This window comes from Arthrobacter sp. CAN_A1 (assembly GCF_015751665.1).
Lineage (GTDB): Bacteria > Actinomycetota > Actinomycetes > Actinomycetales > Micrococcaceae > Arthrobacter_D.
The window spans coordinates 201,335-225,754 of record NZ_JADOUR010000001.1; the positions used below are offsets into that span (position 1 = coordinate 201,335).

Sequence of the window (24,420 nt, forward strand, 5' to 3'; positions counted from 1 at the left end):
TCTGACCAGACGCCCCGTTACCCGCTTCGGACGGCTTTAGTACGCTACGGATCCCTGAGGACCTGCGCCCCGTTGCAGAACTTTCTGACCCGGGCATCACCCCAGGCCTGGGCAGGCACCCCTCCGCCGAGCAGCACCCGGGCCAGTCCCGGATCCTGGGCGAGGGGAACGTCACTGCCGGCAATAATCACATTGCCGTACCGGCGTCCCTTTAGCATCGCCGGATCGGCGACGATCGCTGTGTGGGTGAAGACCTCACCAATGGTTGCGGCTTCCCGTCGTGCGCCGGCAAGGTCTGGTGAATCGCCGCAATTGACCACGTACAGTCCATCGTCGCTGAGCACCCGCTTGGCATGCTGGGTGAACTCGAGGGTGGTCAACGGTTGCGGCGTGGTGCTCCCAGCAAACACGTCGCGGATGATGAGGTCCCGGCTGCCCGCGGTGAGGGACTCGGTCACCTCGCGGGCTTCACCGACCCTGATGCGCACCAGCGGCGCCCGCGGCAGATCGAACCAGTCACGGACCAACCCTGCGAGCTTGCCGTCGAGTTCCACCACCACCTGCCGGGCAGCTGGCACCGACGCAGCGAAGTACCGCGCCAGCGAACAGGCACCCCCGCCGAGATGGAGGATGCGCAGGGACCCGCCGTCGCGCCGCACCGATTCGACGAGTGCCGCAATCCACCGCATGTACTCGAAGTCCAGGCGGAGCGGGTCGCTGAGATCAATGTGGGAACTTGGTACACCGTTGACCTTGAGGACCCAACCGTTGGGGTTGAACGGGTCCGGTTCCACGTCACACGTCCCGGTGTCGATGGCGTAGGTCCCAGCCACGGGACCGGTTTCACTACTGTCCGGCTGCGCCGTTGGGGTGCCGGGTCGTGCCGGCCGTTGCCTGCCCATTACTGGCGCACCATCCGCATCTCCAATAGTTCAGATCCCTCGGTGCTGACCTTCCTGCGGGCGCCGTCGTCAACGAACCGGTGGCGTGCGTAGAAAGCGGCGGCACGATGGTTGACCGCCAGCACCCAGAGGCTTGCCGCCTTGTCGCCGAGCACCTCGCCCAGCAGGGCCGGGCCCACCCCCGCACCGTAGACCCGCCGCAGCACATAGAGGAAGTAGAGCTCGTGTCCGGTCAGGTCGGCGTCGCGGGTGGGTCCGGCGAGCGCCAGCCCCACCAGTTCACCGTCGCCGTCAACAGCCACCGTCCAGGGCTCGCCCCCTTCGATCTGACGGCGGCGCTCAGTGGTGTCGCTCTTCGAGCGGGCGTCGCGGCTATCGAAGAACTCGGCCGGCGCGAGGTGTCCGTAAGCTTCACGCCAGGCGCGGTTATGCAGCGCAACCAGCGCACCAGCGTCGTCGGGCAGTGCCCGCCGGATGAACACCTTCATCAGGACCCACCCCGGACCATGCGGATCTCGGCCTCGTTGTTCATCCGGAGGACTGTTTCAACCTCGGCGGGGGCGCACGGCCGGATCGTGAAGGTGGGCATGGTTGTCATGCTAGCGGCATGGCCGGTCAGGGATCACTGTCGGTGCATCCTGAACATGGGGCGGTGGTGCCAGGTGGGACCGCAGAGCGTGCTGGTGCCGTCCGGCGCAAACCCGTTGCGGCGGTAGAACCGCTCGGCTCGTGGGTTGTCGTTGAGGATCCAGAGATAGGCGGCCCGGTCCTCGATGGCGGTTTCAAGCAACTGTTGGCCCAACCCGGTGCCGTGGGTCGCTGCGAGCGTGTAAATGTGGTGCAGTTCAAAGTCGGGCCGGTCCTCGTCCCGCCCGGGTCCCGAGGTCGCGATGCCAACCGCTGAGCCTGCGTCATCGAACGCCACCCAGCTGATCGCGCCAGCCTCGAGAGCCTCACGGCGCCTGGCGATCAGGGCCGGGAGCTCGGCGTCGTAATGGGCATGGAACACTTGCGGCATGATCTGCGCGTAGGTCTCGTGGAGGCCCTGAAGGTGGGTGCGGGAGTAGGTTTCGGCGTCGTCGGGCAAGGCACGCCGGATGGAGAAATTCACCACCCCAGTTTATGCTGCGGCGCCGGTCACCACCGCGAGCGCAAAGCCATCCCAGTCTTTGGCGCCGACGGTCTGGATGACTGTCGCCTCCAGCCGGGGGTGACGGCCCAGCAGCTCGAGGGCGCCGCGGGTGCCCTGCACCGCTTCGTCGCCGTCAGTTTCCAGGACTGTGCCGCCGCGCACCACGTTATCGAGAATGATAATACTGCCCGGCCGGGACAACCGGAGCGCCTAGTCGAGGTAGGCCGGGTTGTTGACCTTGTCAGCGTCGATGAAAACAGGTCATAGGGCGCGGTGAGCGTCGGTAGGGTCTCGAGCGCCGCACCCACGTGGATCGTCACCTTGTGGCCTACCCGGCGGGCGCCCTGGATGGTGGCGAGGAGCATCAGGAGCTTGCCCTGGGTGGGGGTGACCTCGATGGCGGGCATCCCGGCGGCGGCCGCCGCCTGGACCGCTGCGGTCAGCGCCTCATCCGGGTGGACGACTGTGTCCACCAGGTAGCGCTCGACGGCGGCCCACTCGGTCATGAATGACCCTGGTACTCGTCCATCTCGTCAATGGCCTGCTCGAGGCGTTCCACCTTGCCGGTGAGCTCACCGCTGTAGCCGGGCCGGATGTCGGCTTTGAGGACCAATGACACACGGCTTCCGTATTTGCCGACTGCCTCGGTGGCCCGTTTGATCACGTCCATGACGTCGTCCCATTCACCCTCGATCGTGGTGAACATGGAATCGGTCTGGTTGGGCAGGCCCGAATCCCTGACAATCCTGACGGCCTCGGCCACTGCGTCGTGGACCGAGCCATTGGCATTCTCGACCGACGTGGTGCCGTTTCCGGCCGGGGAAACTGAGAAGGCTACAAGCATGACCCAAGTCTGGCATATCGACATCGCAACGGAAGGGGTGGCCGGAAAGTTTTGTGCAACACTGGCGGTCGGGATTGCCTGGGCCGCCGTTGTCGCCATTGATTGTGCAGTCGTGGCGGGAGGAGAGCTCTTCCACCCGCCACAGCTGCACAAAAGCATGGCGGGCGCGGTTCAGGACCCACCACAGCTGCACAAGATGGGGGAGGCGCGAGATAAAGCCCCCGGATGTGCCAGTCGTCATGGCTACCGGGCCCACCGTTTGGCAGGATGAAGCAATGACTCGTGGAATATACGTCAGCGCCATGACCGAGGGCTCAGGTAAGTCCCTTATCTCGCTGGGGTTGGCAGACATGCTGCACCGGCACGCGGACCGGGTGGGGTTCTTCAGGCCCATCGTCGAGGGTGACGACATTGGGGCGGATCCAATGGTCAACCTCATGAAGCGCTCCTTCAACCTGCCGCCAACCCGCGCCCGCGGCGGTCTGACCCGGGCCGAGGCTCGTGCGCTGCTGGTGAAGGGGCAGCGGGAGGAAATCGACACCCAATGTGTTGCCATTTACAGCGAGATGGCCCGGGAGTGCGACGTCATCATCGTCGAGGGCACCGATCTGAGCGGCCACGACGCTGCCGTCGAGTTCGATCTCAACGCCCGGCTGGCCAACAACCTCGGCGCCATGGTGCTGGCGGTGGTCAATGCCAAGGAAATGACGGCGTCCGAGGCGGCCGACGCCGTCGACGTTGCCCGCAGGGAACTGGACGCCGCCCAGGTGTCCCTACTCGCCATGATGGTCAACCGCGCCGCCGACGACGCCGTCGCCGTCGCCGAGATCAGTTCGCAGGTGCGTCCCGGCCGCTCGGGCCGCCCCGTCTATGTCATTCCGGAACTGGCGGAAATATCCCGGCCCACCGTGGGCGAGGTGGCGAGGGAACTCGGGGCACGCCAGATTGCCGGCAGCCCCACCCTGGAGCGGGATGTCGCGTCGATCAAGGTGGCCGCGATGAACGTGGGCAACTTCCTGCACAAACTCACCGATGGCGCCCTGGTGATTGTCCCCGGCGACCGGGCTGACGTCATGGTTGCCACGCTTGCCTCGTCTTTCTCCGCCGAGTTCCCGGTCCCCTCGGGGATGATCCTGACCGGCGGGCTGGCACCGGATTCCACCATCCTGTCCCTCCTGGCCCAGGCACCGTTCCCCGTGTTCGCCCTCGACGACGACACCTACACCGCCGCGCGGCGGGTCAGCGAGGTGCGCGGCGAGATAGCCACCGGGCTGCGGCGCAAGGCTGCGGCTGCCCTCGGAGCCTGGGCTCGTCAGGTTGACGAACGGGAACTCCTTGAACGGCTGGAACTACCGCGGGCGCTCACGATGACTCCGCTGCGGTTCCTGCACGACCTGATCGAGCGGGCGCGGTCCCAGCGCCGGCACATCGTCCTTCCGGAGGGGGAAGATCCGCGGATCCTGCGGGCAGCCGAAATCCTGCACCGCCGGGATGTCTGCGATCTGACCGTGCTGGGACCGGAGGCGAAGATCCGCGAACTCGCGGCGGGGCAGGGCATCGACCTGACGGGGCTGACCCTGATCGACCCGGCCGTTTCCGAACTGCGTGAAGAGTTCGCCGCTGAGTATGTCAGGCTCCGCTCCCATAAGGGCGTGTCCATCGAGGACGCGAGGGAACGCATGCTCGAAGGCGCCTATTTCGGCACCATGATGGTACAGCTGGGCAAGGTGGACGGCATGGTGTCCGGCGCGGCCCACACCACAGCGAACACCATTCGACCGGCCCTGGAGTTCGTGAAAACGAAGGACGGAGTCAAGATTGTCTCGTCGGTCTTCCTGATGCTACTGCGCGACCGGGTCCTGGTGTACGGCGACTGCGCCGTCAACCCGGATCCCAATGACGAGCAGCTCGCCGACATTGCTGTTGCCTCCGCCGAAACCGCCCAGCAGTTCGGCGTGAACCCGCGGGTGGCGATGCTGTCCTATTCGACCGGGGAATCAGGCTCCGGCGGTGCGGTGGATGAGGTGCGCCGGGCCACCGAGCTGGTGCGGGAGCTGCGCCCCGATCTGCCGGTTGAAGGACCCATCCAGTACGACGCCGCCGTCGACGCGTCGGTGGCCGAATCGAAACTTCCCGGCTCCACCGTCGCGGGCCAGGCAACGGTGTTCATCTTTCCCGATCTGAACACCGGCAACAACACGTACAAAGCTGTCCAGCAGTCCGCCGGCGCCGTGGCGGTGGGCCCGGTGCTGCAGGGGCTGCGCAAACCAGTCAATGACCTGTCGCGTGGCTGCACCGTTGAGGACATCGTCAACACCGTGGCCATCACCGCAGTCCAGGCGCAGGACGCAGAGGAGTAACTGGTTGGGACCAGCGACTAGTTCGGCTAACCCGACGCGAACTCAGGAGGGCGTATCTCCCACGGTGCTGTATCTGCGCCGCCAATCGCGGCCTTCCTCTCCGCCATAAAGAGTCCAGTATTCGCGGCCTGAGATGATCACGCCGTCGGCCACGGTCCAGAAGGACACAACTCGGAAAATGCCAACGTCCTCCTGAGGTACCTGAACCTCGGACACCACTACGTCGCCGGCGTCGTAGACATTCAGGACGTCGATGCTCCACCCATTTGGATGCTCCGAGTTCACCGCCACCATGTTTTCCCTGCCCCGGATAATTTCCCGCGTGACAGGCCAGAAGACCTCCACGTTGTCGTCGAGGGTTCGCCCCACAGCGTTCCAGTCCCGGCTCCATACCGACGACCAATACCGCCGGACAACTTCGGTAGCTTCCATACGCCGATGCTACTCGAATTGATATCGATCCACGCCGGACACGGGGTGTTGCTGGTGCCACACCGCGGATAGGTCGGCGCGACGTCGCCGGACGAAGACTGCGGCCTCCAGTAGAGTTTCGGGCAGGAGGCATCATGATTATTCTGGTCATCAACTCGGGCTCATCATCATTGAAGTATCAGGTACGCGACACCGGATCCGGCGAACGTCTGGCCGACGGCACCGTGGAACGCATCGGCGATCCGACCCACGGCGGACCTGCCGACCACCAGTCGGCCCTTGACCGGGTGACTGCTGATGTTGAAGAGGCGTTGCAGGGCAAAACCATCGACGCCGTCGGGCACCGGGTGGTACACGGCGGTGAGCGGTTCAGCGAGCCAGTCCTGGTGGACAACGAAATCACCCGGGCCATAGAACGCCTCAGCCCTCTCGCCCCGCTGCACAATCCGGCGAACGTCCAGGGCATCCGGGCGATCACCGCAAAATGGCCGCAGATGCCGCAGGTGGCGGTCTTCGATACGGCGTTCCACCGCACCCTGCCCGAACGCGCCTGGCGGTACGCCGTCCCCGATGAGCTATACACCCGGTTCGGTATCCGCCGCTATGGCTTCCACGGCACGTCCATTGGGTACGTCACCCAGCACGCGGCGTCTCTGTTGGGGGTCGCGCCGGCCGGGTTCACCGGGATCGTGGCGCACCTCGGCAACGGCGCCTCCGTCACTGCGGTCAAGTCGGGAGCCAGCGTCGACACCTCGATGGGGTTCACCCCCCTCGAGGGACTGGTGATGGGAACCAGGTCCGGTGACATCGACCCGTCGATCCTGCTCTTCCTCAGCCGGGAAGGTTACTCGCCGGAGGACCTCGACCAGCTCCTCAACCGCGACGCCGGGCTCAAGGGCCTGACCGGGCAGAATGACATGCGCTCAGTGGTGGACTCGGCAGCTGCCGGAGATGCCCGGGCGAGGCTCGCCCTGGACCTGGCGTCCTATCGGCTGGCCAAGTACATCGGCGGATACCACGTGGCTGTCGATGGGGCCCAGGCACTGGTCTTCACCGCCGGGATCGGCGAGAACTCCTGGCAGTTCAGGGAACTGGTGGTGAATCGCCTGGGCGCCCTCGACCTTCATCTGGACGACGCCGAGAACCAGAAGCGGAGCTCAGCTCCCCGCCAGATCAGCACCGAGGAGTCAGCGTTCCCGGTGCTGGTCGTACCTACGGATGAAGAGGCGGCGATCGCCGAGGCGACCGCCGCCGTCGTCGCGCGCTGAGCTGGCCCCATCTGACCGGCTAGGGCATTCCAGCGAGCCGGGCCAGTGCTGCCGCCACCGCACCGGCCAGCACCACCACCAGGAATGGCGCGCGCAGGAGCAGCGCGACGGCGGCTGCGGCTAGGGCGACGATCCTCGCATCCAGGACCAGTTGCTGGCCCGACGCGAACGTGTTGACCGCGGTCAGCGATGCGAGGAGCCCAATGGTCAGCGTGCCCGCGACCCGGTTCATCCGGGGGTTGTCCATCCATCGCGCCGGGACGAGATACCCGGCAAGCTTGGTCAGGAAGGCCAGCGCGCAGGCCAGGAGGATCCAGAACCACAGGGTCATCGGCCTGCCTCCCCAGCGGAGTAGGGCTCGACGTCGGGTTCGAGGCCTTCCTCGGGGCGTCCGTGACCAAACCAGCCGATGGCCCCGGCAACGGCTGCGGCGATGAGGATGGGCAGCCCGGGCGCCACCAGCGGCACTGCCACCACGGTGACCAGTGCACAGACCACGGCGATTGCAGCCGGTTCCCTGGCCCTCAGGCGCGGCCAGAGGAGCCCCAGGAATGCTGCGACTGCGGCACCGTCCAGACCCCACTGTGCAGGGTCACCCAGCGCGGTCCCCAGCAGCGCACCGACAACAGTGAACACGTTCCACAGCACGAACACGCCGATTCCCGCGCTCCAGAACCCGAGCCGACGCTCACCCGGATCTGTCTGGCCGCTGGCGGTCGCCGCCGATTCATCAATGGTCACCTGGGCTGCAACAAACCGGCGCCACCCCGTGGGCCGGATCAGCGCATTCATCTGCATACCGTAGACAGCGTTGCGGATGCCCAGCAGCGAGGCGGCGGTCATGGCTGCGGCGCCGGTGCCCCCGCCGGCGACCACCCCGATGAACGCGAACTGAGAGCCGCCGCTGAACAACAGCAGACTCAAGGCCATGGTCTGCCACAGGTCGAATCCCGAGGTCGCTGACAGGGCTCCGAACGAAACCCCGTATAGCCCGGTGGCGACGGCGATGGAGAGTCCAACCCTGACGGCGGGCGACTGCAGATAGTTCACCGATTCAGCGTATTGCCCGGCCAGGAATTCGCCTACTCGGTTTCCCTTCCTGGTCGATGGGGGCAATACTGAAGGGTAGTCAGCTTACTTACTAATCGAATGGAGTGTGAGTCATGAAGGCAGTGACATGGCAGGGCCGTCGCACCGTCAGCGTCGAACAGGTTCCGGATCCCGTCATCCAGGAACCCACTGACGCTATCGTCCGCATCACCTCCTCGGCCATCTGCGGGTCCGACCTGCACCTGTACGAGGTACTCACTCCCTACATGAACAAGAATGACGTTCTGGGGCACGAGCCGATGGGCATCGTGCAGGAGGTCGGCAGTGCCGTCACGAACCTCAAGCCTGGCGACCGGGTGGTCATCCCCTTCAACATCTCCTGCGGTCACTGCTGGATGTGCGTCCGCGGGCTCCAGTCGCAGTGCGAGACCACTCAGGTCCGGTCGCAGGGATCCGGGGCAAGCCTCCTTGGCTTCTCGGAGCTGTACGGGTCGGTGCCGGGTGGCCAGGCCGAATTCTTGCGCGTCCCCCACGCCGACTACGGACCAGTCAAGGTGGGCCACGAGCTCCCCGATGAGCGGTACCTCTACCTCTCCGACATCCTGCCCACCGCCTGGCAGGGCGTGAAGTACGCGGACGTTCCCAACGGCGGCACGCTCGCCGTCTTTGGCCTGGGTCCGGTGGGGCAGTTCGCCGCACGGATCGGCCGGCACTTCGGCCAGCGGGTCATCGCCGTTGAGCCCGTCCCCGAGCGTCGCGCCATGGCTGAACGCCACGGCATCGAGACCCTCGATTTCACCAAGGACATTGGCGACGAACTGCGCGAAATGACTGACGGCCGCGGTCCTGACGCGGTGGTCGACGCCGTCGGGATGGAATCACACGACTCCCCGCTGGGCGCCTTCGCCCAGAACGCCGTCAACCTACTACCCGACGCCCTCGCGAAGAAGGCAATGGAAACCGCTGGAGTGGACCGCCTCACAGTGCTGCATGCGGCGATCGATTCGGTCCGTCGCGGAGGAACCATCTCCCTCAGCGGTGTCTACGGCGGCACTGCCAGCCCGATGCCCCTGCTGAACATGTTCGACAAGCAGATCCAGACCCGCATGGGCCAGTGCAACGTCCGCAACTGGACCGATGAACTGCTGCCTATCGTTGAGGACCCCTCGGATCCGCTGGGCGTCATGGACCTGATGACCCACACGATCGGCATCGACGAGGCGCCTGCCGCCTACGAGAAGTTCCAGAAGAAGCAGGACGGCTGCATCAAGGTGATCATCCAGCCATAGCCGCCTTCGCCCCTGGCCTTGGACCTGAGGTGACAGAAAAGTGCCGGGCCCGCAGGTTCGCTGTTGCGCAACAGCGACTCTACGGGCCCGGCGCTTTTTTGTCCGGCGGGGGTGCCGGCGAGCGCTACGGTGCGCCGCTGTCCACGCCATGGATCGCATCCGCAGCCCTCACCAGCCCCAGATGCGAGAATGCCTGCGGGTAGTTGCCTGCCATCCGGCCGCTGTCACTGTCGTACTCCTCCGCCAGTAAACCGAGGCTGTTGGCGTAGCCCACCAGTTGATCCATCAACCGTTTCGCATCCTCGATCCTGCCGGACCGCGCGTATTGTTCCACTAGCCAGAAGGAACAGGCCAGGAACGGATGCTCACCGGGCTCCAGCCCGTCCATCCCGGCCTCTGTCCGGTACCGCAGCAACAGGCCGTGCTCATTGGCTAGGTCCTTTTCAAGCCGTGCCACTGTGCCGAGCATCCGGGGGTCGTCATAGTCGAGGAACCCCACCTGCGGAAGCTGCAGCAGGGAGGCGTCAACCTCGGGGCTGCCGTAGGTCTGGGTGAACGAGTTGATGCTGGTGTCGAATCCCTTCTCCAGGATGTTCTCCCGCAGCCGGTCCCTCAGCTCGGCCCACCGTTCGGCGTGGCCCTCCAGACCGTGTTCCCTGACCGCGCGCACCCCACGGTCAAAGGCCGCCCACATCATCACCCGTGAGTGGGTGAAATACTTCAGATCGCCGCGCATCTCCCAGATGCCGTGATCCGGGTCGTCAAAGTGGTTCTCGGCGAAACTCAGCAGGGCGCGCTGCAGCGGCCAGGAGAAACTGTCCTCAAGCACACCCCGGTTGCGGAGCTTCTCCAGCACCACCATCACCTCGCCGACCACGTCTGCCTGATACTGGTCCACTGCCCCGTTGCCAACCCGCACCGGGGTGGACTCCTCATACCCGGGAAGGTGTTCCAGGATCTTCTCCGTCAGCTCCCGTTCCCCGCCGACCCCGTACATGATCTGCAGGTCCTCGGGATCACCCGCGACCGCCCGGAGTAGCCAGTTCCTCCATTCCAGCGCCTCCTCCTGGTAGCCGTGGGTCATCATGGCTTCGAGGGTCAGTGCAGCGTCGCGCAGCCAGCAGAATCGGTAGTCCCAGTTGCGGGCGCCACCGAAGTGCTCGGGCAGTGACGTGGTGGGTGCCGCGACAATCCCACCGGTGTCCTCATGGGTGAGCGCGCGCAGCACCAGCAGCGAGCGTTTGACGATCGGGTCATACTCGCCCTGTTGTTCAAAGCTGGCCGCCCACCCGGACCAGTAACCAATGGTCTCCTGCAACGCAGTATCGACCTTCACCGGCTGGGGCATCGGACGGTACGAGGGGTACCACACCAGTTCGAGGTCAACCGTTTCGCCTGCTGCGACAGTGAACTCCCCCTCGTGCCGGCGGTGGGATGCGTGCGGCAGGTGATCGCCGCGCAGCGCGAGGGCGTCGGGACCGGCAATCGCCGAAATAGCCTGGCCGCTCTCGTCGGGCTGCCGGCTGACCCACGGGATGATCTTGCCGTAGCCGAACCGCACCACCAGTTCCTGACGCATCGGCACGTTGCCGCTCAGCCCTTCGATCCGCCGCACCAGGGAGGCCCTGCGGTCGCCGACCGGCATGAAGTCGGTTACCCGGACGTCTCCGACGTCGGTGTGCCAGCGGGTCACCAGGACAAACGTCGAGTCGACGTAGTGCCACTCCACCACCTCGGCCGTGCCAGCGCCGGGGGCCGGAGCCACCAGCCACCGCCCGTGGTCCTTCTCGCCCAGCAGGGCGGTGAAGAGGGAGTCGGAGTCAAACCTGGGGAAGCACAGCCAATCAACGCTCCCGGTCTTGGAAATCAGTGCACCGGTGTGCATGTCGGAAACGAGTGCGTAGTCTTCGATCGGGGAATGCATTATTCAACTCAATCACAATCGCTACCGGCGGGCTGGATCCTTGCCGCCGGAGGCGGAACTGCCAGTTGGGCGCGGACAGCCGCTGGACGGTTGGTGGTGAGTTCCTGGACCCCCAGCTCACGCATGAAGTCGACGTCGTGGGGCTCGTCGACGGTCCACACACGGACCCGGATCCCCTCGGCAATCCACCGGCGCACCCGAGCCGGATGGGCCAGCACATAGTCGACTCCCGGGCCGGCCATTCCCGCTGAATGGGAATCGATGTTCTGCTCCCCGTCGTTGAGTGCCCGGCGGAGCAGGCCGATCACCGCTGCCGCCGTCAAAGCCCCCAGATGCAGCTCGGCGCGTAGCTCCTGCGGCCTGACGTCGGAGACCAGCTGGCAGACGGTGTGCGACGGCACCTTCTCCAACAGGTGCTTCACCGAGTCGGGGTTGAAGCTCATGAAACTGATGCTCACGTTGGCAAGGGTGGAGCTTTCAGGATCCCACCCCCGCTGCATCAGGAAGGTAATCAGCTTTTCCTCAAGCTTCAGACCAAATGGGCTGGGATGCTTGAGCTCGATGGCCAGCGAGACCTCCCGGCCCGCCGCCAACAGCAATTCCAGCAGGTCACCCAGGGAAAGGAACTGGTCAGCAATACCACCGAACTCCGGCGGAATATTTGCCCCTTTCCAGGAGGCGAAATCGAGCGCCCGCAACTCCCTCAGGGTGTGGTCAGCGACGTCGCCGGTCCCGTTGGAGGTCCTGTCCAGTGTCGAATCATGGATACAGACCAACTGCCCGTCCCGCGTCATATGCACATCGCACTCGACGCCGTCGGTGCCCTCAACCAGCGCCTGGAGGTAGGCGGCGCGGGTATGTTCAGCGAATTGGTGGCTGGCACCGCGGTGGGCAAAAATCATCTGCAACATCCCCGTCCCGTCAGCGGCCAGTATTTACCCGATACGCTACGCGACATCGGTCGGCCCAGCGTGACTTACCCAGCCTTTCGCTGCTTTACTGGCACAGACGGATGCGCATCTGGTGCGCCGCAACTCCCGGAGGATTCTTGAGCTCTCACTTAGCCGGCACCGACGCAGAACGGGCCGCCGGACTGCGGCGCATGAAGGTGGTGGCTACCGGGCTGCTCGGGGCGATGGCCGTGATTTTCCTCATCGCGTTCGCCTTGCAGGACCAATACCCGTGGCTCCAATACGTGCGGGCCGCCGCTGAGGGCGGCATGGTGGGTGCTTTGGCCGACTGGTTTGCCGTCACCGCCCTGTTCAAACACCCGATGGGAGTCAAGATCCCCCATACCGCGATCATTCCGCGGAAGAAGGACCAGATTGGGGCGTCCCTCGGGCAGTTCGTTGAGGAGAACTTCCTCTCCGAGACTGTGGTGCAGCAGAAACTGTCCTCGGTGGGTATTGCACAGAAGGCTGGTGCCTGGCTTGCCACCCCTGAAGGATCAGACCGGGTAGCCACTGAGGGGGCGGCCCTGATCCGGGGCGCCTTCACCGTCCTCGACGACGACGCCGTCCAGTCAGTTATCGAGTCAATGGTGCGCAAGCACCTGCTCACCCCACCCTGGGGCCCACCCGCCGGAAAGCTTGCCGAGCGGATCTTCAACGACGGCCATCACCATCAGCTGGTGGACCTCCTCGTGGACCGCGCCGCCGAATGGGTGGACGGCAACTACGACCTCGTCTCGGGGCTGGTGTCCCAGCGGTCCCCCACCTGGGTGCCCCAGTTCGTTGACGGCCTGGTGGGCGACAAGGTGTACGTGGAACTGACCAAGTTCATGCGTGCTGTTCAGACCAACCAGGACCACGATGTGCGCCTGGCCCTGGATAAGTACCTGAAGGATCTGGCCCAGGACCTGCAGCATGACCCGGTGGTCATCGCCAAGGCCGAGGACATCAAGGCCCAGGTACTGGGCGATCCCGAGGTGCGCGATCTGGCCGCCCGCACCTGGACCACCATCAAAAAGGCACTCCTGGAGGCCGTCGACGATCCTGAGAGTGAACTGACCCGCAACTTCACGTCAGCGGTCCGGGACTTCGGTCGCCGGTTGTCCACCGACGAGGAGCTGGCGGGGAAGGTGAACCGGTGGATTGCCGACGGGGCCGGCTACCTGGTACGCACCTATCGCAGCGATATCGCCGCGATTATCACCGAGACGGTCGGCCGCTGGGATGCCGTCGAGACCTCACACAAGATTGAACTGCAGATCGGCAAGGACCTGCAGTTCATCAGGATCAACGGAACTGTGGTCGGATCACTTGCCGGTCTGCTGATCTTTACCATTGCTCACGCCGTCTTCGGCTAGCTCACCTGTCGAGGTCCTGGATCAGCTCTCCAGGTATGACGCGAGGGGCCGGGCCGAAGGCCTGAGCGGTGGCGGAGACCACCGCCCGCCCCATCATGTGGTTACCGGCCCCGCCAACGACGGCGCCGATACCGAAGGGAAGAGCCCTGCCCAGCAGTGCGCTGCCCTGCTTGGCCAGCATCTTGCGCACAAAGCGCCTTCTGATGCTGTGCCCGATGGTGCGCGCAATCGGCGACGACACGCTTCCTCCCAGCACCGTGCCCCAATGCTCGGTGGCTCCGCCTCCCGAGCCTCGGAGCACCGACTGGATGAGTGCGAGGCCCTCCTCTCCCATGAGGATGGCCATCACCAGGGTCCGCGCACGATCCGGGTCCCCGGTATGGACACCGTGAAGTTCTGCGATGGATTGGGCATAGAGGGCTGTGGCTTCGAGGAACCCGATGGTTGCCGCTGCCGAAAGACCGAGAGAAGCAATGGTGCCGATGGCAGGTACCACTGCCGTCGCGCCTACCGCTGCGCCAGTTGCGGTAATCACTGCCAGGTAATGTCGTTCAAGGTCGGCGCTAATCTCCGCAGCGGTCGCCTGCGGATTCTTTGCGTACATCCGGCGCAGATTCGCCAGAACCAGAGGCCGCTGCACCTCAATTGCTCGTTCGACGGTCCGCTGAATGCCTGGCTTGGGCTTTCCGTCCTTATCGAAGAGCGCCCCGTTGGCCATCCGCGACGCCGGATTCAGGTTTGGCAGTTTCATTACTGGTTTCCTTCAGTTGGGCACGAAGGCCGCGCAGAGTGCAGAATGCGGACCGGAAAAACAGCACAAAAAACGCCGCCGGGCTGCCCCGACGGCGTTTTCAAGTGCAGCGTCTGAAATTAGGCGCGTGACTTGCGGCCGGTGAGGGCGCCGTAAACAACCAGAACGATCAGCGCGCCGCCAATGGCGAGAAGCCATGACTCAAGCGAGAAAAATTCGTTCATGTCGGCACCGAACAGTGCGCTACCGATGAAGCCGCCGAGCAGAGCGCCAACAACGCCGAGGATGAGGGTGATGACCCAGCCACCGGCCTGCTTGCCGGGAAGGATGAGCTTGGCGATTGCGCCAGCGATGAGGCCTAGAAGAAGGAATGCGAAGAAACCCATGGAGTACTCCTTGTAATCGGGTCTTGTCTACGAGTGATACGTATAACAAAAGTGCTGTAATGCAGGATGTCCCCACACAAGCTTTCATCCATCCTACTTCATCAGCGTGCTTAGTTTTAATCTAAAGCGGTGCCGACTTCATTAAACCTCTCGTACGCGGTTTTTCAATAGACCACGCCGGTGTTGATTTGATAACACTTGCCGGGTCAAGCGACACGGCGCGGCCGGCACAAAGAACGGGGTTATGGGCCATAAACCGTATCAACAGTAAGCTGATCACTACACAAGTGCTTTTTACACCAACTGTTCATCTGTTTCACCCCCGTCGGCCATTTGCCGCGGTCTCCCACATATCGAAGGAGTAGTAGACAAAATGAGAATCGGTTCTTCAATCGTACTTATTGCACTGGGTGCAATTCTTGCTTTCGCCGTTGCTGATGTTGTGGATTTCATTGACCTCACTCTCGTGGGCTACATCCTCATGGGGGTGGGTGTGCTCGGACTCATCATTTCCCTGGTGATGAATGCTCCGCGCAGCCAGCGGCGTGTCACTGAGTCACGAACGGTCCAGGATCCACACACGGGCGAGACAGTCACCCGCAATGAAACCCGGGACGGCGGCATCTGATACCGCCGGTACCCCCTGAGCGCCACCAGCCCACTGCCGGCCTGGTGGCGCTTTTTGTTTGCCACAAAATGATTGACAAACAAAGATAAACACAGATAGAGTCACTCAATCAGACATGTACTGTGATGGTAATCACCAGCATCAGGAGGCCGCAGTGTTCGCCGAAGAACGCCACAGCAGGATCGCCACTCTGGTGGCAGCCGAGGGTCGGGTCAGTGTCGCCGAACTCTCCGAACGCTTCACCATCACCCGGGAAACGGTCCGACGTGACCTTGCTCTTCTGGAGGACGCGGGAATCCTGCGTCGGGTCCATGGCGGGGCGGTGACTGGTGGGAACAGCAGCACCAGTGAGCTCAGCCTGTACAGCCGCGAGGCGCAGCATCAGCCCGAAAAGGCGCGGATCGCCAAGGCCGCCCTCGCCATGGTCCCCGATGCCGGATCCATAGTGCTCGATGCCGGCACCACCACCGGCCACCTCGCCGAACTGCTGGCCCAGGAGAGCCGACATAGCCTGGTGGTCATTACCCACGCCGTCCCGATCGCCCAGGCAATCGCTTCGTCCAGCCTGCATCTCGAACTGGTCGGCGGACGGGTCAGGGGACTGACCAGCGCCGCTGTCGGAAGCCACACCATCGATCGGTTCAACGGGTACCGCCCGGATATTGCATTTATTGGGGCCAACGGCGTCCATTCGACCTTCGGACTCAGCACACCGGACCCTGACGAGGCGTCAGTCAAAACCGCTATCGTCAGGTCGGCGCGCCGAGTCATCGCCGTCGTCGACGCCTCCAAGCTGGAGCAGGAGACGCTGGTGGGGTTCGCCGCACTCACGGACATTGACACGCTGGTCACCGACCAGACCCCAGGTCCCGCGTTGGCCGCTGCACTTGCCGACGCGGAGGTCGAGGTGGTGGTCGCGTGATCATCACCCTGACCGTCAACCCCAGCCTTGACCGGACCGTTGAACTGGCTGAGGAGCTCACCCGGGGTGAAGTGCAGCGTGCTACATCCGCCCACCAGGAATCGGGTGGGAAGGGAGTCAACGTGTGCCGCGCGCTCAGCGCCTCAGGGGTCGCCTCGACCGCAGTGCTCCCCGGGGATCCCGGTGATCCCGTACTGGCAGGTCTTCGTACCGCCGGAGTTCCGTTCCGGAGCGTCCCCATCGGCACCCCACTGCGGAGCAACATCACCCTGACGGAGCGTGACGGCACCACCACCAAGATCAATGAGCCTGGGCCGCAGCTCGGCACCACCGCGCTTAGCGCCCTGTTGGATGTGGTGCTGGACGAGTGCGCCGGGGCAACGTGGCTGGTCCTGGCCGGGTCCCTCCCGCCAGGGGTCCCCACCACCTTCTACGCCACGGTGATTGACGCGGTACGCGGGCGCTACCCGGATACTGCACCGCTGATCGCCGTCGATTCATCAGGCGCACCACTCATTGACACCCTTGCCGCGGGGGTGAGGCCGGATCTGCTGAAACCCAATGCCGAAGAGCTGGCCGAATCGAGCGGCATCGCCGATGGTGACGCTCTTGAAACCGATCCTGCTCTTGCCGCAGCGGCGGCAGCCACCCTGGTGGGCAAGGGTGTCGGCGCGGTACTCGCCACCCTGGGCGCGCGCGGCGCCCTCCTGGTGACCGCCGACGGTGCGTGGGAGGCAACCCATCCTCCGGTCGCGGCCCGTTCCACAGTGGGCGCCGGCGACTCGGCACTCGCCGGGTATCTGCTGGCCCACACCGGCGGCGGGTCGCCGGAGCACTGCCTCCGCCAGGCAGTTGCCCACGGGTCGGCTGCGGCCGCCCTGCCGGGATCAACCGTCCCGGCCCTCAGTCAAACCACCCCGGATGCCGTCACCAGTCGGCGGCTTCTGCTTTCCCCCACTTCAACAAACGCACCGCTCGATGCACCGCTTCCAAAGGAGGAAGGTCAATGGCACAGCTAATCACCACCGACCTCGTCACACTTGATCAGGATCTGGGTTCAGACCGACAGCAGGTGATCCGCCACCTGGCGGACCAGGTTGCTGCCACCGGTCGGGCCACCGGCGCCGACGGCCTGTACGCCGACGCACTGGCCCGCGAACAAAAGACCGCCACCGGAATACCCGGCGGGATCGCTATCCCCCACTGCCGGTCCACCTCGGTCACCGAGCCCACTCTTGCCATGGCGAGGCTCAAACCACCAGTGGACTTCGGCGCCAAGGACGGCCCAGCAGACCTGGTGTTCTTCATTGCGGCACCCGACGGCGCCGACCAGGAACACCTGAAACTCCTGTCCAAGCTGGCACGGTCGCTGATCAAGAAGGACTTCACCGCAGCCCTCCGCGCCGCGGCCACACCGCAGGACATTGTTGACCTGGTTCAGGGTGCCCTCGACGCGGGCCCACGCCAGAGCTCCGCCGGCGCCCACGCCCAGCCCACCGCAACACCAACCGAAACAACCACGGCCGACGGGGTAACCCCGCCGGCAGCACCGCGGCGTCTCGTTGCGGTCACTGCCTGCCCCACCGGGATCGCCCACACCTACATGGCGGCCGACTCGCTGGTCGCTGCCGCCAAAGAGCGCGGAGTTGACCTCCAGGTCGAAACCCAGGGCTCGTCAGGCGCCACTCCCCTGCCCCCCGAGGTGATTGCCGCCGCCGACGCAGTGATCTTCGCCGTCGACGTCGACGTGCGTGACAGGAACCGGTTCGCCGGGAAGCCAGTGATTACCTCGCCGGTCAAACGGGGCATCGACGAGCCCGGCGTCATGGTTGACGAGGCACTCGCTGCCGCCGATAACCCCAACGCACGGCGCGTCCAGGGGTCCACCGACTCGGAGGCACAGCAACCCGACGACGGCGGCGAGGGTGTGGGACGCCAGCTCAAGCGGGCGCTCCTCACCGGTGTCAGCTACATGATTCCGTTTGTTGCCGGTGGCGGCCTTCTGATCGCGCTGGGCTTCCTGCTCGCCGGCTACGAAATTGCCCTGTCGAATGCCGATGGTGTCGGTAATGCCGACGCAATGCTTGCCCAGTACACCCTGCTCAATCTGCCACCGGAGGGCCTCGCCGTCTTCCTCGGTGCGGTCTTCTTCAAAATTGGAGGCCTGTCTATGGGCTTCCTCATCCCTGCACTCGCCGGGTACATCGCCTATGCACTGGCGGACCGGCCAGGCATCGCCCCCGGCTTTGTTGCCGGTGCGGTGGCGGGGTTCATGGGAGCCGGATTCCTCGGCGGCATCGTTGGCGGCCTGCTCGCAGGTTACATCGCCATGATGATCGGCCGTATCAAAGTGCCACGCTGGCTCCGCAGCCTCATGCCAGTGGTCATCATCCCCCTGCTGGCTTCCATCGCCGCCTCCGGTTTGATGATTCTGGTTCTCGGCGGACCGATCGCATCACTGACCAACTCCCTGAATGACTGGCTTTCCGGCATGACCGGAGCCGCCGCAGTTCTCGTCGGTGTAATCCTCGGTCTGATGATGGCCATCGACCTGGGTGGACCGATCAACAAGGTCGCGTACTCCTTCGCCGTCGCCGGACTTGGGGCCGGCGCTCTCGCCAACCAGGCGCCCTGGCAGATCATGGCGGCGGTGATGGCTGCAGGAATGGTTCCACCCCTGGCCATGGCACTCGCCACGGTGATCGACCGCCGCCGCTTCTCCGTGGCCGAACGAGAGAACGGGAAGGCAGCCTGGCTGCTCGGCGCAGCGTTCATCTCCGAAGGCGCGATTCCCTTTGCAGCAGCCGACCCACTCCGGGTCATCCCCGCCAGCATGCTGGGATCAGCGGTGACCGGCGCCATCGTCATGGGCGCCGGGGTTACCTCGCAGGCACCCCATGGCGGCATCTTCGTCTTCTTTGCCATCGGGAATGTCGCTATGTTTGTGGTGGCAATCATTGTGGGAACCATCATTTCGGCTCTCACCGTGGTCGCTCTGAAGCGCTTCGCCACGCGGAAGACCGAAGACACCCCCGTCACCGAGACGGTCGCCGCCTAACCGAACCCCGGAGGGTATTTCAATGACGAGACTAACCGGAGTCGGGGTCAGCCCTGGCCGAGTCATCGGGCCTGTCCTCCAGATGCCTGGCAGCGCACCCGAACCACGTTCGGATGAGCGGTGGGGTCCGGAGACGACCGCCGAAGCTGAAACCGCACGCCTGAAGGTCGCTTCCAAAGCGGTCCAGGCCGAGCTGAAGCGTCGCGCGGACGCCGCGTCGAAGGACGCGAGCGCCGTCCTGGAGGCCACAGCAATGATGGCCACCGACCCGATGCTGCTGAAGTCGGCGACCAAGCTCATCATGGCCGGAAGCTCGGCTGAACGCGCCGTGTGGGAGGCCGGATCCGCCGTCGCCGACATGCTGCGTGGCCTTGGCGGATACATGGCCGAACGCACCCAGGACGTCCACGACGTGCGGGCACGGCTGGTCGCTGAACTTCGCGGGCTTCCCGCTCCGGGCATTCCGACGTCGGAGCAGCCCTTCATTCTCGCCGCCGAGGACCTTGCCCCGGCGGATACCGCAACCCTGGACTCCTCCAAGGTGCTCGCGCTGATCACCAGTAGCGGCGGCCCCCAGTCGCACACGGCCATCCTGGCCCGCGCATTGGGACTGCCTGCAGTGGTGGCGGCGCCCGGCGCGGAAGCCATCGAGCCCGGAACCGTGGTGTTCGTGGACGGCGCCACCGGAAGTATTGTCACTGAACCAGGTGACGATGAGCGTTCGTCAGCGGACCGGTGGGTGGAGCAGTCAGCCGCTCTCGGCACGTTCAACGGGACGGGCGTCACCGCTGACGGACATCTGGTGCCGCTCCTCGCCAACGTGGGGTCCGGTAAGGACGCCCGTGCTGCCGCCGCTGCGGGGGCCGAGGGTGTGGGTCTGCTGCGCACCGAATTCTGTTTCCTTGATCGTGAGACGGAGCCCAGCGGCGACGAACAGGCGGCAGCGTATCGGGAGGTGTTCGACGCCTTCCCGGGCCGCAAGGTGGTGGTGAGGACGCTCGACGCCGGTGCCGACAAGCCGCTCCCGTTCCTCACCGACGCCTCGGAACCCAACCCAGCACTGGGCGTCAGGGGATACCGGACCGGATCGGTCAGTCCGGGCGTCCTGACCCGCCAGCTGCAGGCAATCGCGCGTGCCGCAGCGGACACCGAGGCCGAGGTGTGGGTGATGGCGCCGATGATATCCACGGCGGCGGAAGCCGAAGCCTTCGGTGGGCTGTGCCTTGCCGAAGGCCTGAACCAGCCCGGAGTGATGGTCGAAGTGCCTTCAGCCGCGCTGACTTCCGAGGCAATCCTGCACCATGTGGGCTTCGCCTCGCTGGGCACCAATGACCTCACCCAGTACACGATGGCCGCCGACCGGCAACTCGGTCAGCTGGCCACCCTGAACGACTCGTGGCAGCCGGCGGTCCTGCAGCTCATCAAGCTGACCGTCGCGGGCAGCGAAGCCGCAGCGGCGTCGTCGTCGAGCGCCAAGCCGGTGGGAGTGTGCGGCGAGGCAGCAGCGGATCCTGCCCTCGCCGTCGTGCTGGTGGGTCTGGGAGTTCAGACCCTCTCCATGTCGGCCAGGTCGCTTCCCACCGTCGCAGCGGTGCTTGCCTCGGTGACCCGCCATGAGGCCCAGGAACTCGCGGTCCTGGCCCTTGCCGCCCCCACCGCCGACGCCGGTCGCGCAGCTGTCCGTGGACGGCTCCCCATTCTGGAAACCCTGGGCCAGTGAGCGCCCCAATCAAGGAGGAAAACCCTATGTCAGAACGCAAAGCCACAGTCGCGAGCCGTGTTGGCCTGCACGCCCGGCCAGCAGCCATCTTCGCGGAGGCGGCCGGGGAGCTCCCCCTCGAGGTCACCATCGCGCTGGAGGGTGAGCCCGCCGAAGACGCCATGGATGCGTCGAGCATCCTGTCACTGATGGGCCTCGGGGCCTCCCACGGCGACGTCGTCGTGCTGCGTGCAGACGGCGACGGCGCCGAGGAGGCCCTCGAAACGCTGGCGAAGATCCTGGAAACCGATCACGACGCCGAGTAACGGCTAGCTGTACTCAGACAGGACGTTGTTCGCCCCCGGTGGTGACCGAAGCGTCCGACAGGGACGCTTCCATAGCCTTTTGACGCTTCTTCATCCAGAACGACAGCACGAAGATCAGCGCAAGGGTCGCGTAGATCACCGCCGCGATCGGCGACGTGATCAGCGCGGTCGGGTCGCCCTGCGAGATGGCCATGGACCGGCGGAGCTGATCCTCGAAGATGGGACCGAGGATCAGCCCCACCACCATCGGCGCAATGGGGTAGCCGTAGCGGCGCATAAAGAACCCCAGCAACCCGATAACCAAGAGAATCCAGACATCCACCGGTGTGAAGTTTACCGAGTAGGAGCCGAGGGCCGCGAAGACCAAGATGCCCGCGTACAGGTACGGGCGAGGGATCTGAAGGATCTTCACCCACAGTCCGACGAGGGGCAGATTCAGTACCAGCAGCATCAGGTTGCCCACATACAGGCTGGCGATCAGGGCCCACACCAGGGCGCCCTCCACCTCGAACAGCAGCGGCCCGGGCTGGATCTGGTAGCGCTGGAAAGCAACCAGCATGATCGCTGCCGTGGCAGTAGTGGGGATACCCAGCGTGAGCAGGGGAACCAGCACACCGGCCGCCGCAGCATTGTTGGCCGCCTCGGGACCAGCGACGCCTTCGATGGCGCCCTTCCCGAACTGCGCCTTGTTCTCCCCCTTGGCTAGTTTGCGCTCGGCAGCGTAGGAGACGAAGGTGGCGACGTCGGCGCCGCCCGCCGGGATGGTGCCGATGGGGAACCCGATGACTGTGCCACGGAGCCAGGGCTTCCAGGACCGGCGCCAGTCGTCACGCTTCATCCACTTCCGCCAGTTTCCGCTGACTGGGATGACGGCGACCGACCCGTGCCGCATCCGGGAGGCAATGTAGAGCGCCTCCCCCATGGCGAACAGGGCCACGGCCACCAGCACCACATCGATGCCGTCGGTGAGGAACGGGTTACCGAACGTGTACCGCTGCTGCGCCGTCAGGGCATCAACGCCCACAAAGGCGAGGAACAAGCCGATGCACAGGGACGCGAGTCCCCGCAGCACCGAGGCACCCAGCAGCGCACCAACGGTGAGGAAGGCGACCACCATCAACGCGACGTACTCCACCGGGCCGATTTTCACGGCGAATTCGGCGAGCATTGGGGCGAGGAAAGTCAGGAGGACCGTTGCGATGGTACCCGCGACGAACGAGCCGACTGCCGCCGTCGCCAGAGCCGCCGCCCCGCGTCCCGCCTTGGCCATCTTGTTGCCTTCAAGCGCCGTGACCACCGACGCTGATTCACCCGGTGTATTCAACAGGATCGAGGTGGTTGACCCGCCGTACATGCCGCCGTAATAGATCCCGGCGAACACAATGATCGCGGCCGTAGGGTCGAGGCTGTACGTAATCGGCATCAACAGTGCAATAGCCATGGCCGGGCCGATACCTGGCAGCACACCGACTGCCGTACCGACCAGCACGCCGCCCAGCGCGAACAACAGATACATCGGCTGCATGGCAACCGAGAAGCCCTCCATCAGGGCCATAAAGTTATCCATTGAAGATCTCCACCCCTTCCAGGAGGAAGCCCGCTGGCAGGGAAACACCCAGCAGACCGGCGAACACAAACTGAAGCACGAGCGCCATCACGACGGCGATGACAGCGGTCCGCCACCAGGACAGGCTTCCCAGAGTCCAACTGGCCCCAAAGAACAGCACCGCAGCAGCGACCGGCCAGCCCGCCGGGACAATCAGCAGGATGTGAAGCGCCACGAATCCGACGAGTTTGGCCACGGTGAGCCAGTCAGTCTTCGCATCAGGATCAACGTCCTCGCCTTCCTCCGGTGCGCCCCTGCGTCCCCGCAGAAGCTGGACGATGATCGCGGCGCCGAGCAGCACGAGGAAACCGGACACGATGAACGGGAATTCCCGTGGCCCGATCCCGGTCGCGGACGGCGGCGTCTTGATCCCCGCACCGGCCACGAACCCGACGATGCCGAGGCTGAGGACTCCCGCCGCGAATATGATCTCTCCGATGGGCTTGCCGGCGGTCCGCGCTCCGCTGGCCTGTGCCTCTGCTGGGTGGATGCTCATAGTGGTTACAGCAACCCGATGTCTGTCAGGGTGGTCTTGACGGTGGCGATGTCCTCATCGAGGAACGTCTGGAATTCCTCGCCGACGAGGAAGGCATCGGCCCAGTTGTTCTCGGTCAGGGTCTCCTGCCAGGACTCGGTCTCGTGAAGTTCGGTGACCAGGTCGGTGAGGGCTGTCGCCTGTGCCTCGTCGATCGTGCCCGGAGCAACGACGCCACGCCAGTTGGTCAGCACCACGTCAATGCCCTGGTCTGTCAGGGTTTCCACCTCGGGCACCTGGGCGGCTGGTTCTTCGCCGGAGACGGCAAGGGCGCGCACTGTTCCGGCTTTGACCTGTTCCGCGTATTCGCCGACACCCGAAATGCCTGCCGATACCTGGTTGCCCAGCAGTGCGGCCAGCGATTCCCCGCCGCCGGAGTAAGGGATGTAGTTGAGCTTGTCGGAGGCAACCCCCTCGGCCTTCAGCATCATGCCGGCGAGGATGTGGTCGGCGCCTCCTGCCGAGCCGCCGGTCACTGAAACGGCCTGCCCGTTTTCTTCAATGTCGCTGATCAGGTCGTCGATGGTCTGGTACGGCGAGTCGGCGGGCACGACGACGATGAGCGGCTCATCGGTGAGCCTCGCGATCGGGGTGGTGTCTTCGATCCGGGTCTCCGCCGCGTTGGTCTCCACTGCACCCACCATTACGTAGCCCATCACCATCAGTGTGTTGGGGTCCTGTTCGGTGGCGAGCTGGGCCAGGCCGTTGGTGCCGCCGGCGCCGCCAACGTTGACCACCGAGGCGCTGCCAACCAGCTCGTTCTCTTCAAGGTCGGTCTGGATGGCACGACCGGTCTGGTCCCAGCCACCTCCAGGATCGGCTGGCACAACGATGTTCAGGCGATCGATGCCACCTTCGGGGGTTTCGGCGCCGCTGTCGCCGCAGGCCGACAGGGCAAGGACTGAGACAGCCGCCACGGCGACGAAAGCCGAATGGCGCTTCATTGGGCGATCAAGCTTCATGATGAGATTCCTTTCAGTGGCGTGATGCAGGTCACCAA

24 protein-coding genes and 1 pseudogene are annotated in these 24,420 nt (G+C 64.9%); 10 read left to right on the forward strand and 15 right to left on the reverse strand.

All coding sequences use genetic code 11. The features are described from left to right. Positions 1 to 44: 44 nt before the first annotated feature. The 5 genes and pseudogenes from IWX62_RS00995 to IWX62_RS01015 form a co-directional block, all read right to left on the reverse strand. The gene (locus tag IWX62_RS00995) at positions 45 to 902 is read right to left on the reverse strand and encodes a spermidine synthase (RefSeq protein ID WP_196839495.1); all 858 of its coding nucleotides are present in this window, start codon (positions 900 to 902) and stop codon (positions 45 to 47) included. Next, positions 902 to 1,390, reverse strand: coding sequence for a GNAT family N-acetyltransferase (locus IWX62_RS01000; RefSeq protein WP_196839496.1), 489 nt, complete (start codon positions 1,388 to 1,390; stop codon positions 902 to 904). The genes IWX62_RS00995 and IWX62_RS01000 overlap by 1 nt, the downstream gene beginning before the upstream one ends. A 134-nt stretch (positions 1,391 to 1,524) precedes the next feature. Then, a complete protein-coding gene (locus IWX62_RS01005) occupies positions 1,525 to 2,013 on the reverse strand; it encodes a GNAT family N-acetyltransferase (protein ID WP_333483132.1) in 489 nt (162 codons plus the stop codon). Between the two features lie 9 nt (positions 2,014 to 2,022). Then, positions 2,023 to 2,540: pseudogene (locus tag IWX62_RS01010) on the reverse strand (O-methyltransferase). Beyond that, positions 2,537 to 2,878: a thiamine-binding protein gene (locus tag IWX62_RS01015; protein WP_196839497.1), complete on the reverse strand. Its 342-nt coding sequence runs from the start codon at positions 2,876 to 2,878 to the stop codon at positions 2,537 to 2,539. The pseudogene IWX62_RS01010 and the gene IWX62_RS01015 overlap by 4 nt, the downstream one beginning before the upstream one ends. Before the next feature lie 275 nt (positions 2,879 to 3,153). On the opposite strand from IWX62_RS01015, the gene pta reads away from it, so the two are divergent. Further along, positions 3,154 to 5,238: a phosphate acetyltransferase gene (gene pta, locus IWX62_RS01025; protein WP_196839499.1), complete on the forward strand. Its 2,085-nt coding sequence runs from the start codon at positions 3,154 to 3,156 to the stop codon at positions 5,236 to 5,238. A 42-nt stretch (positions 5,239 to 5,280) separates the two neighbouring features. On the opposite strand, the gene IWX62_RS01030 is transcribed toward pta, so the two are convergent. Next, entirely contained in the window at positions 5,281 to 5,670 is a 390-nt protein-coding gene (locus tag IWX62_RS01030) for a nuclear transport factor 2 family protein (protein ID WP_196839500.1), read from the reverse strand. A gap of 134 nt (positions 5,671 to 5,804) precedes the next feature. Here IWX62_RS01030 and IWX62_RS01035 point away from each other — a divergent pair, with 134 nt between their 5' ends. Then, positions 5,805 to 6,938: an acetate kinase gene (locus IWX62_RS01035; RefSeq protein ID WP_196839501.1), complete on the forward strand. Its 1,134-nt coding sequence runs from the start codon at positions 5,805 to 5,807 to the stop codon at positions 6,936 to 6,938. Positions 6,939 to 6,957: 19 nt separating this feature from the next. Here the strand turns inward: IWX62_RS01035 and IWX62_RS01040 are convergent, their stop codons facing one another. Together IWX62_RS01040 and IWX62_RS01045 are read right to left on the reverse strand one after the other, a co-directional pair. Next, on the reverse strand, positions 6,958 to 7,269 hold the full coding sequence (locus IWX62_RS01040; RefSeq protein ID WP_196839502.1) for an AzlD domain-containing protein: 312 nt from the start codon (positions 7,267 to 7,269) through the stop codon (positions 6,958 to 6,960). Beyond that, complete coding sequence (locus IWX62_RS01045; RefSeq protein ID WP_196839503.1) at positions 7,266 to 7,988, reverse strand: AzlC family ABC transporter permease; 723 nt, start codon at positions 7,986 to 7,988, stop codon at positions 7,266 to 7,268. The genes IWX62_RS01040 and IWX62_RS01045 overlap by 4 nt, the downstream gene beginning before the upstream one ends. A 113-nt stretch (positions 7,989 to 8,101) precedes the next feature. On the opposite strand from IWX62_RS01045, the gene IWX62_RS01050 reads away from it, so the two are divergent. Next, the gene (locus tag IWX62_RS01050; RefSeq protein WP_196839504.1) at positions 8,102 to 9,277 is read left to right on the forward strand and encodes a zinc-dependent alcohol dehydrogenase; all 1,176 of its coding nucleotides are present in this window, start codon (positions 8,102 to 8,104) and stop codon (positions 9,275 to 9,277) included. A gap of 124 nt (positions 9,278 to 9,401) precedes the next feature. Here IWX62_RS01050 and IWX62_RS01055 read toward each other — a convergent pair whose 3' ends face one another. Continuing rightward, positions 9,402 to 11,201: a glycoside hydrolase family 15 protein gene (locus IWX62_RS01055; RefSeq protein WP_196839505.1), complete on the reverse strand. Its 1,800-nt coding sequence runs from the start codon at positions 11,199 to 11,201 to the stop codon at positions 9,402 to 9,404. A gap of 8 nt (positions 11,202 to 11,209) precedes the next feature. Next, a complete protein-coding gene (locus tag IWX62_RS01060) occupies positions 11,210 to 12,112 on the reverse strand; it encodes a glycerophosphodiester phosphodiesterase (protein WP_196839506.1) in 903 nt (300 codons plus the stop codon). A gap of 101 nt (positions 12,113 to 12,213) precedes the next feature. On the opposite strand from IWX62_RS01060, the gene IWX62_RS01065 reads away from it, so the two are divergent. Next, positions 12,214 to 13,509, forward strand: coding sequence for a DUF445 domain-containing protein (locus IWX62_RS01065; RefSeq protein ID WP_196839507.1), 1,296 nt, complete (start codon positions 12,214 to 12,216; stop codon positions 13,507 to 13,509). A gap of 1 nt (position 13,510) precedes the next feature. On the opposite strand, the gene IWX62_RS01070 is transcribed toward IWX62_RS01065, so the two are convergent. Together IWX62_RS01070 and IWX62_RS01075 are read right to left on the reverse strand one after the other, a co-directional pair. Further along, a complete protein-coding gene (locus IWX62_RS01070; RefSeq protein ID WP_196839508.1) occupies positions 13,511 to 14,260 on the reverse strand; it encodes a hypothetical protein in 750 nt (249 codons plus the stop codon). 119 nt (positions 14,261 to 14,379) lie between these two features. Next, the gene (locus tag IWX62_RS01075; RefSeq protein WP_196839509.1) at positions 14,380 to 14,646 is read right to left on the reverse strand and encodes a GlsB/YeaQ/YmgE family stress response membrane protein; all 267 of its coding nucleotides are present in this window, start codon (positions 14,644 to 14,646) and stop codon (positions 14,380 to 14,382) included. 373 nt (positions 14,647 to 15,019) lie between these two features. On the opposite strand from IWX62_RS01075, the gene IWX62_RS01080 reads away from it, so the two are divergent. The 6 genes from IWX62_RS01080 to IWX62_RS01105 all read left to right on the forward strand — a co-directional run bounded on the left by IWX62_RS01080 (position 15,020) and on the right by IWX62_RS01105 (position 21,279). Beyond that, complete coding sequence (locus IWX62_RS01080) at positions 15,020 to 15,274, forward strand: DUF6458 family protein (protein WP_196839510.1); 255 nt, start codon at positions 15,020 to 15,022, stop codon at positions 15,272 to 15,274. Between the two features lie 154 nt (positions 15,275 to 15,428). Next, complete coding sequence (locus IWX62_RS01085) at positions 15,429 to 16,196, forward strand: DeoR/GlpR family DNA-binding transcription regulator (protein WP_196839511.1); 768 nt, start codon at positions 15,429 to 15,431, stop codon at positions 16,194 to 16,196. Continuing rightward, the gene (locus IWX62_RS01090; RefSeq protein WP_196839512.1) at positions 16,193 to 17,215 is read left to right on the forward strand and encodes a 1-phosphofructokinase family hexose kinase; all 1,023 of its coding nucleotides are present in this window, start codon (positions 16,193 to 16,195) and stop codon (positions 17,213 to 17,215) included. The genes IWX62_RS01085 and IWX62_RS01090 overlap by 4 nt, the downstream gene beginning before the upstream one ends. Beyond that, positions 17,203 to 19,254 (forward strand): PTS fructose transporter subunit IIABC, encoded by a 2,052-nt coding sequence (locus IWX62_RS01095; RefSeq protein ID WP_196839513.1) that lies wholly within the window; start codon positions 17,203 to 17,205, stop codon positions 19,252 to 19,254. The genes IWX62_RS01090 and IWX62_RS01095 overlap by 13 nt, the downstream gene beginning before the upstream one ends. Before the next feature lie 22 nt (positions 19,255 to 19,276). After that, positions 19,277 to 20,974 carry a phosphoenolpyruvate--protein phosphotransferase gene (gene ptsP / locus IWX62_RS01100; RefSeq protein ID WP_196839514.1) on the forward strand — a complete coding sequence of 566 codons (1,698 nt, stop codon included), beginning with the start codon at positions 19,277 to 19,279 and terminating at the stop codon, positions 20,972 to 20,974. A 26-nt stretch (positions 20,975 to 21,000) separates the two neighbouring features. Continuing rightward, complete coding sequence (locus tag IWX62_RS01105) at positions 21,001 to 21,279, forward strand: HPr family phosphocarrier protein (protein ID WP_196839515.1); 279 nt, start codon at positions 21,001 to 21,003, stop codon at positions 21,277 to 21,279. A gap of 13 nt (positions 21,280 to 21,292) precedes the next feature. Here IWX62_RS01105 and IWX62_RS01110 read toward each other — a convergent pair whose 3' ends face one another. The 3 genes from IWX62_RS01110 to IWX62_RS01120 are packed head-to-tail and all read right to left on the reverse strand — an operon-like array spanning position 21,293 to position 24,382. Beyond that, positions 21,293 to 22,846 carry a tripartite tricarboxylate transporter permease gene (locus tag IWX62_RS01110; RefSeq protein ID WP_196839516.1) on the reverse strand — a complete coding sequence of 518 codons (1,554 nt, stop codon included), beginning with the start codon at positions 22,844 to 22,846 and terminating at the stop codon, positions 21,293 to 21,295. Continuing rightward, positions 22,839 to 23,381 (reverse strand): tripartite tricarboxylate transporter TctB family protein, encoded by a 543-nt coding sequence (locus IWX62_RS01115; protein WP_196839517.1) that lies wholly within the window; start codon positions 23,379 to 23,381, stop codon positions 22,839 to 22,841. Before IWX62_RS01115 ends, IWX62_RS01110 begins: the two co-directional genes overlap by 8 nt. A gap of 5 nt (positions 23,382 to 23,386) precedes the next feature. Next, positions 23,387 to 24,382: a Bug family tripartite tricarboxylate transporter substrate binding protein gene (locus IWX62_RS01120; RefSeq protein WP_196839518.1), complete on the reverse strand. Its 996-nt coding sequence runs from the start codon at positions 24,380 to 24,382 to the stop codon at positions 23,387 to 23,389. Between the last annotated feature and the right edge of the window lie 38 nt (positions 24,383 to 24,420).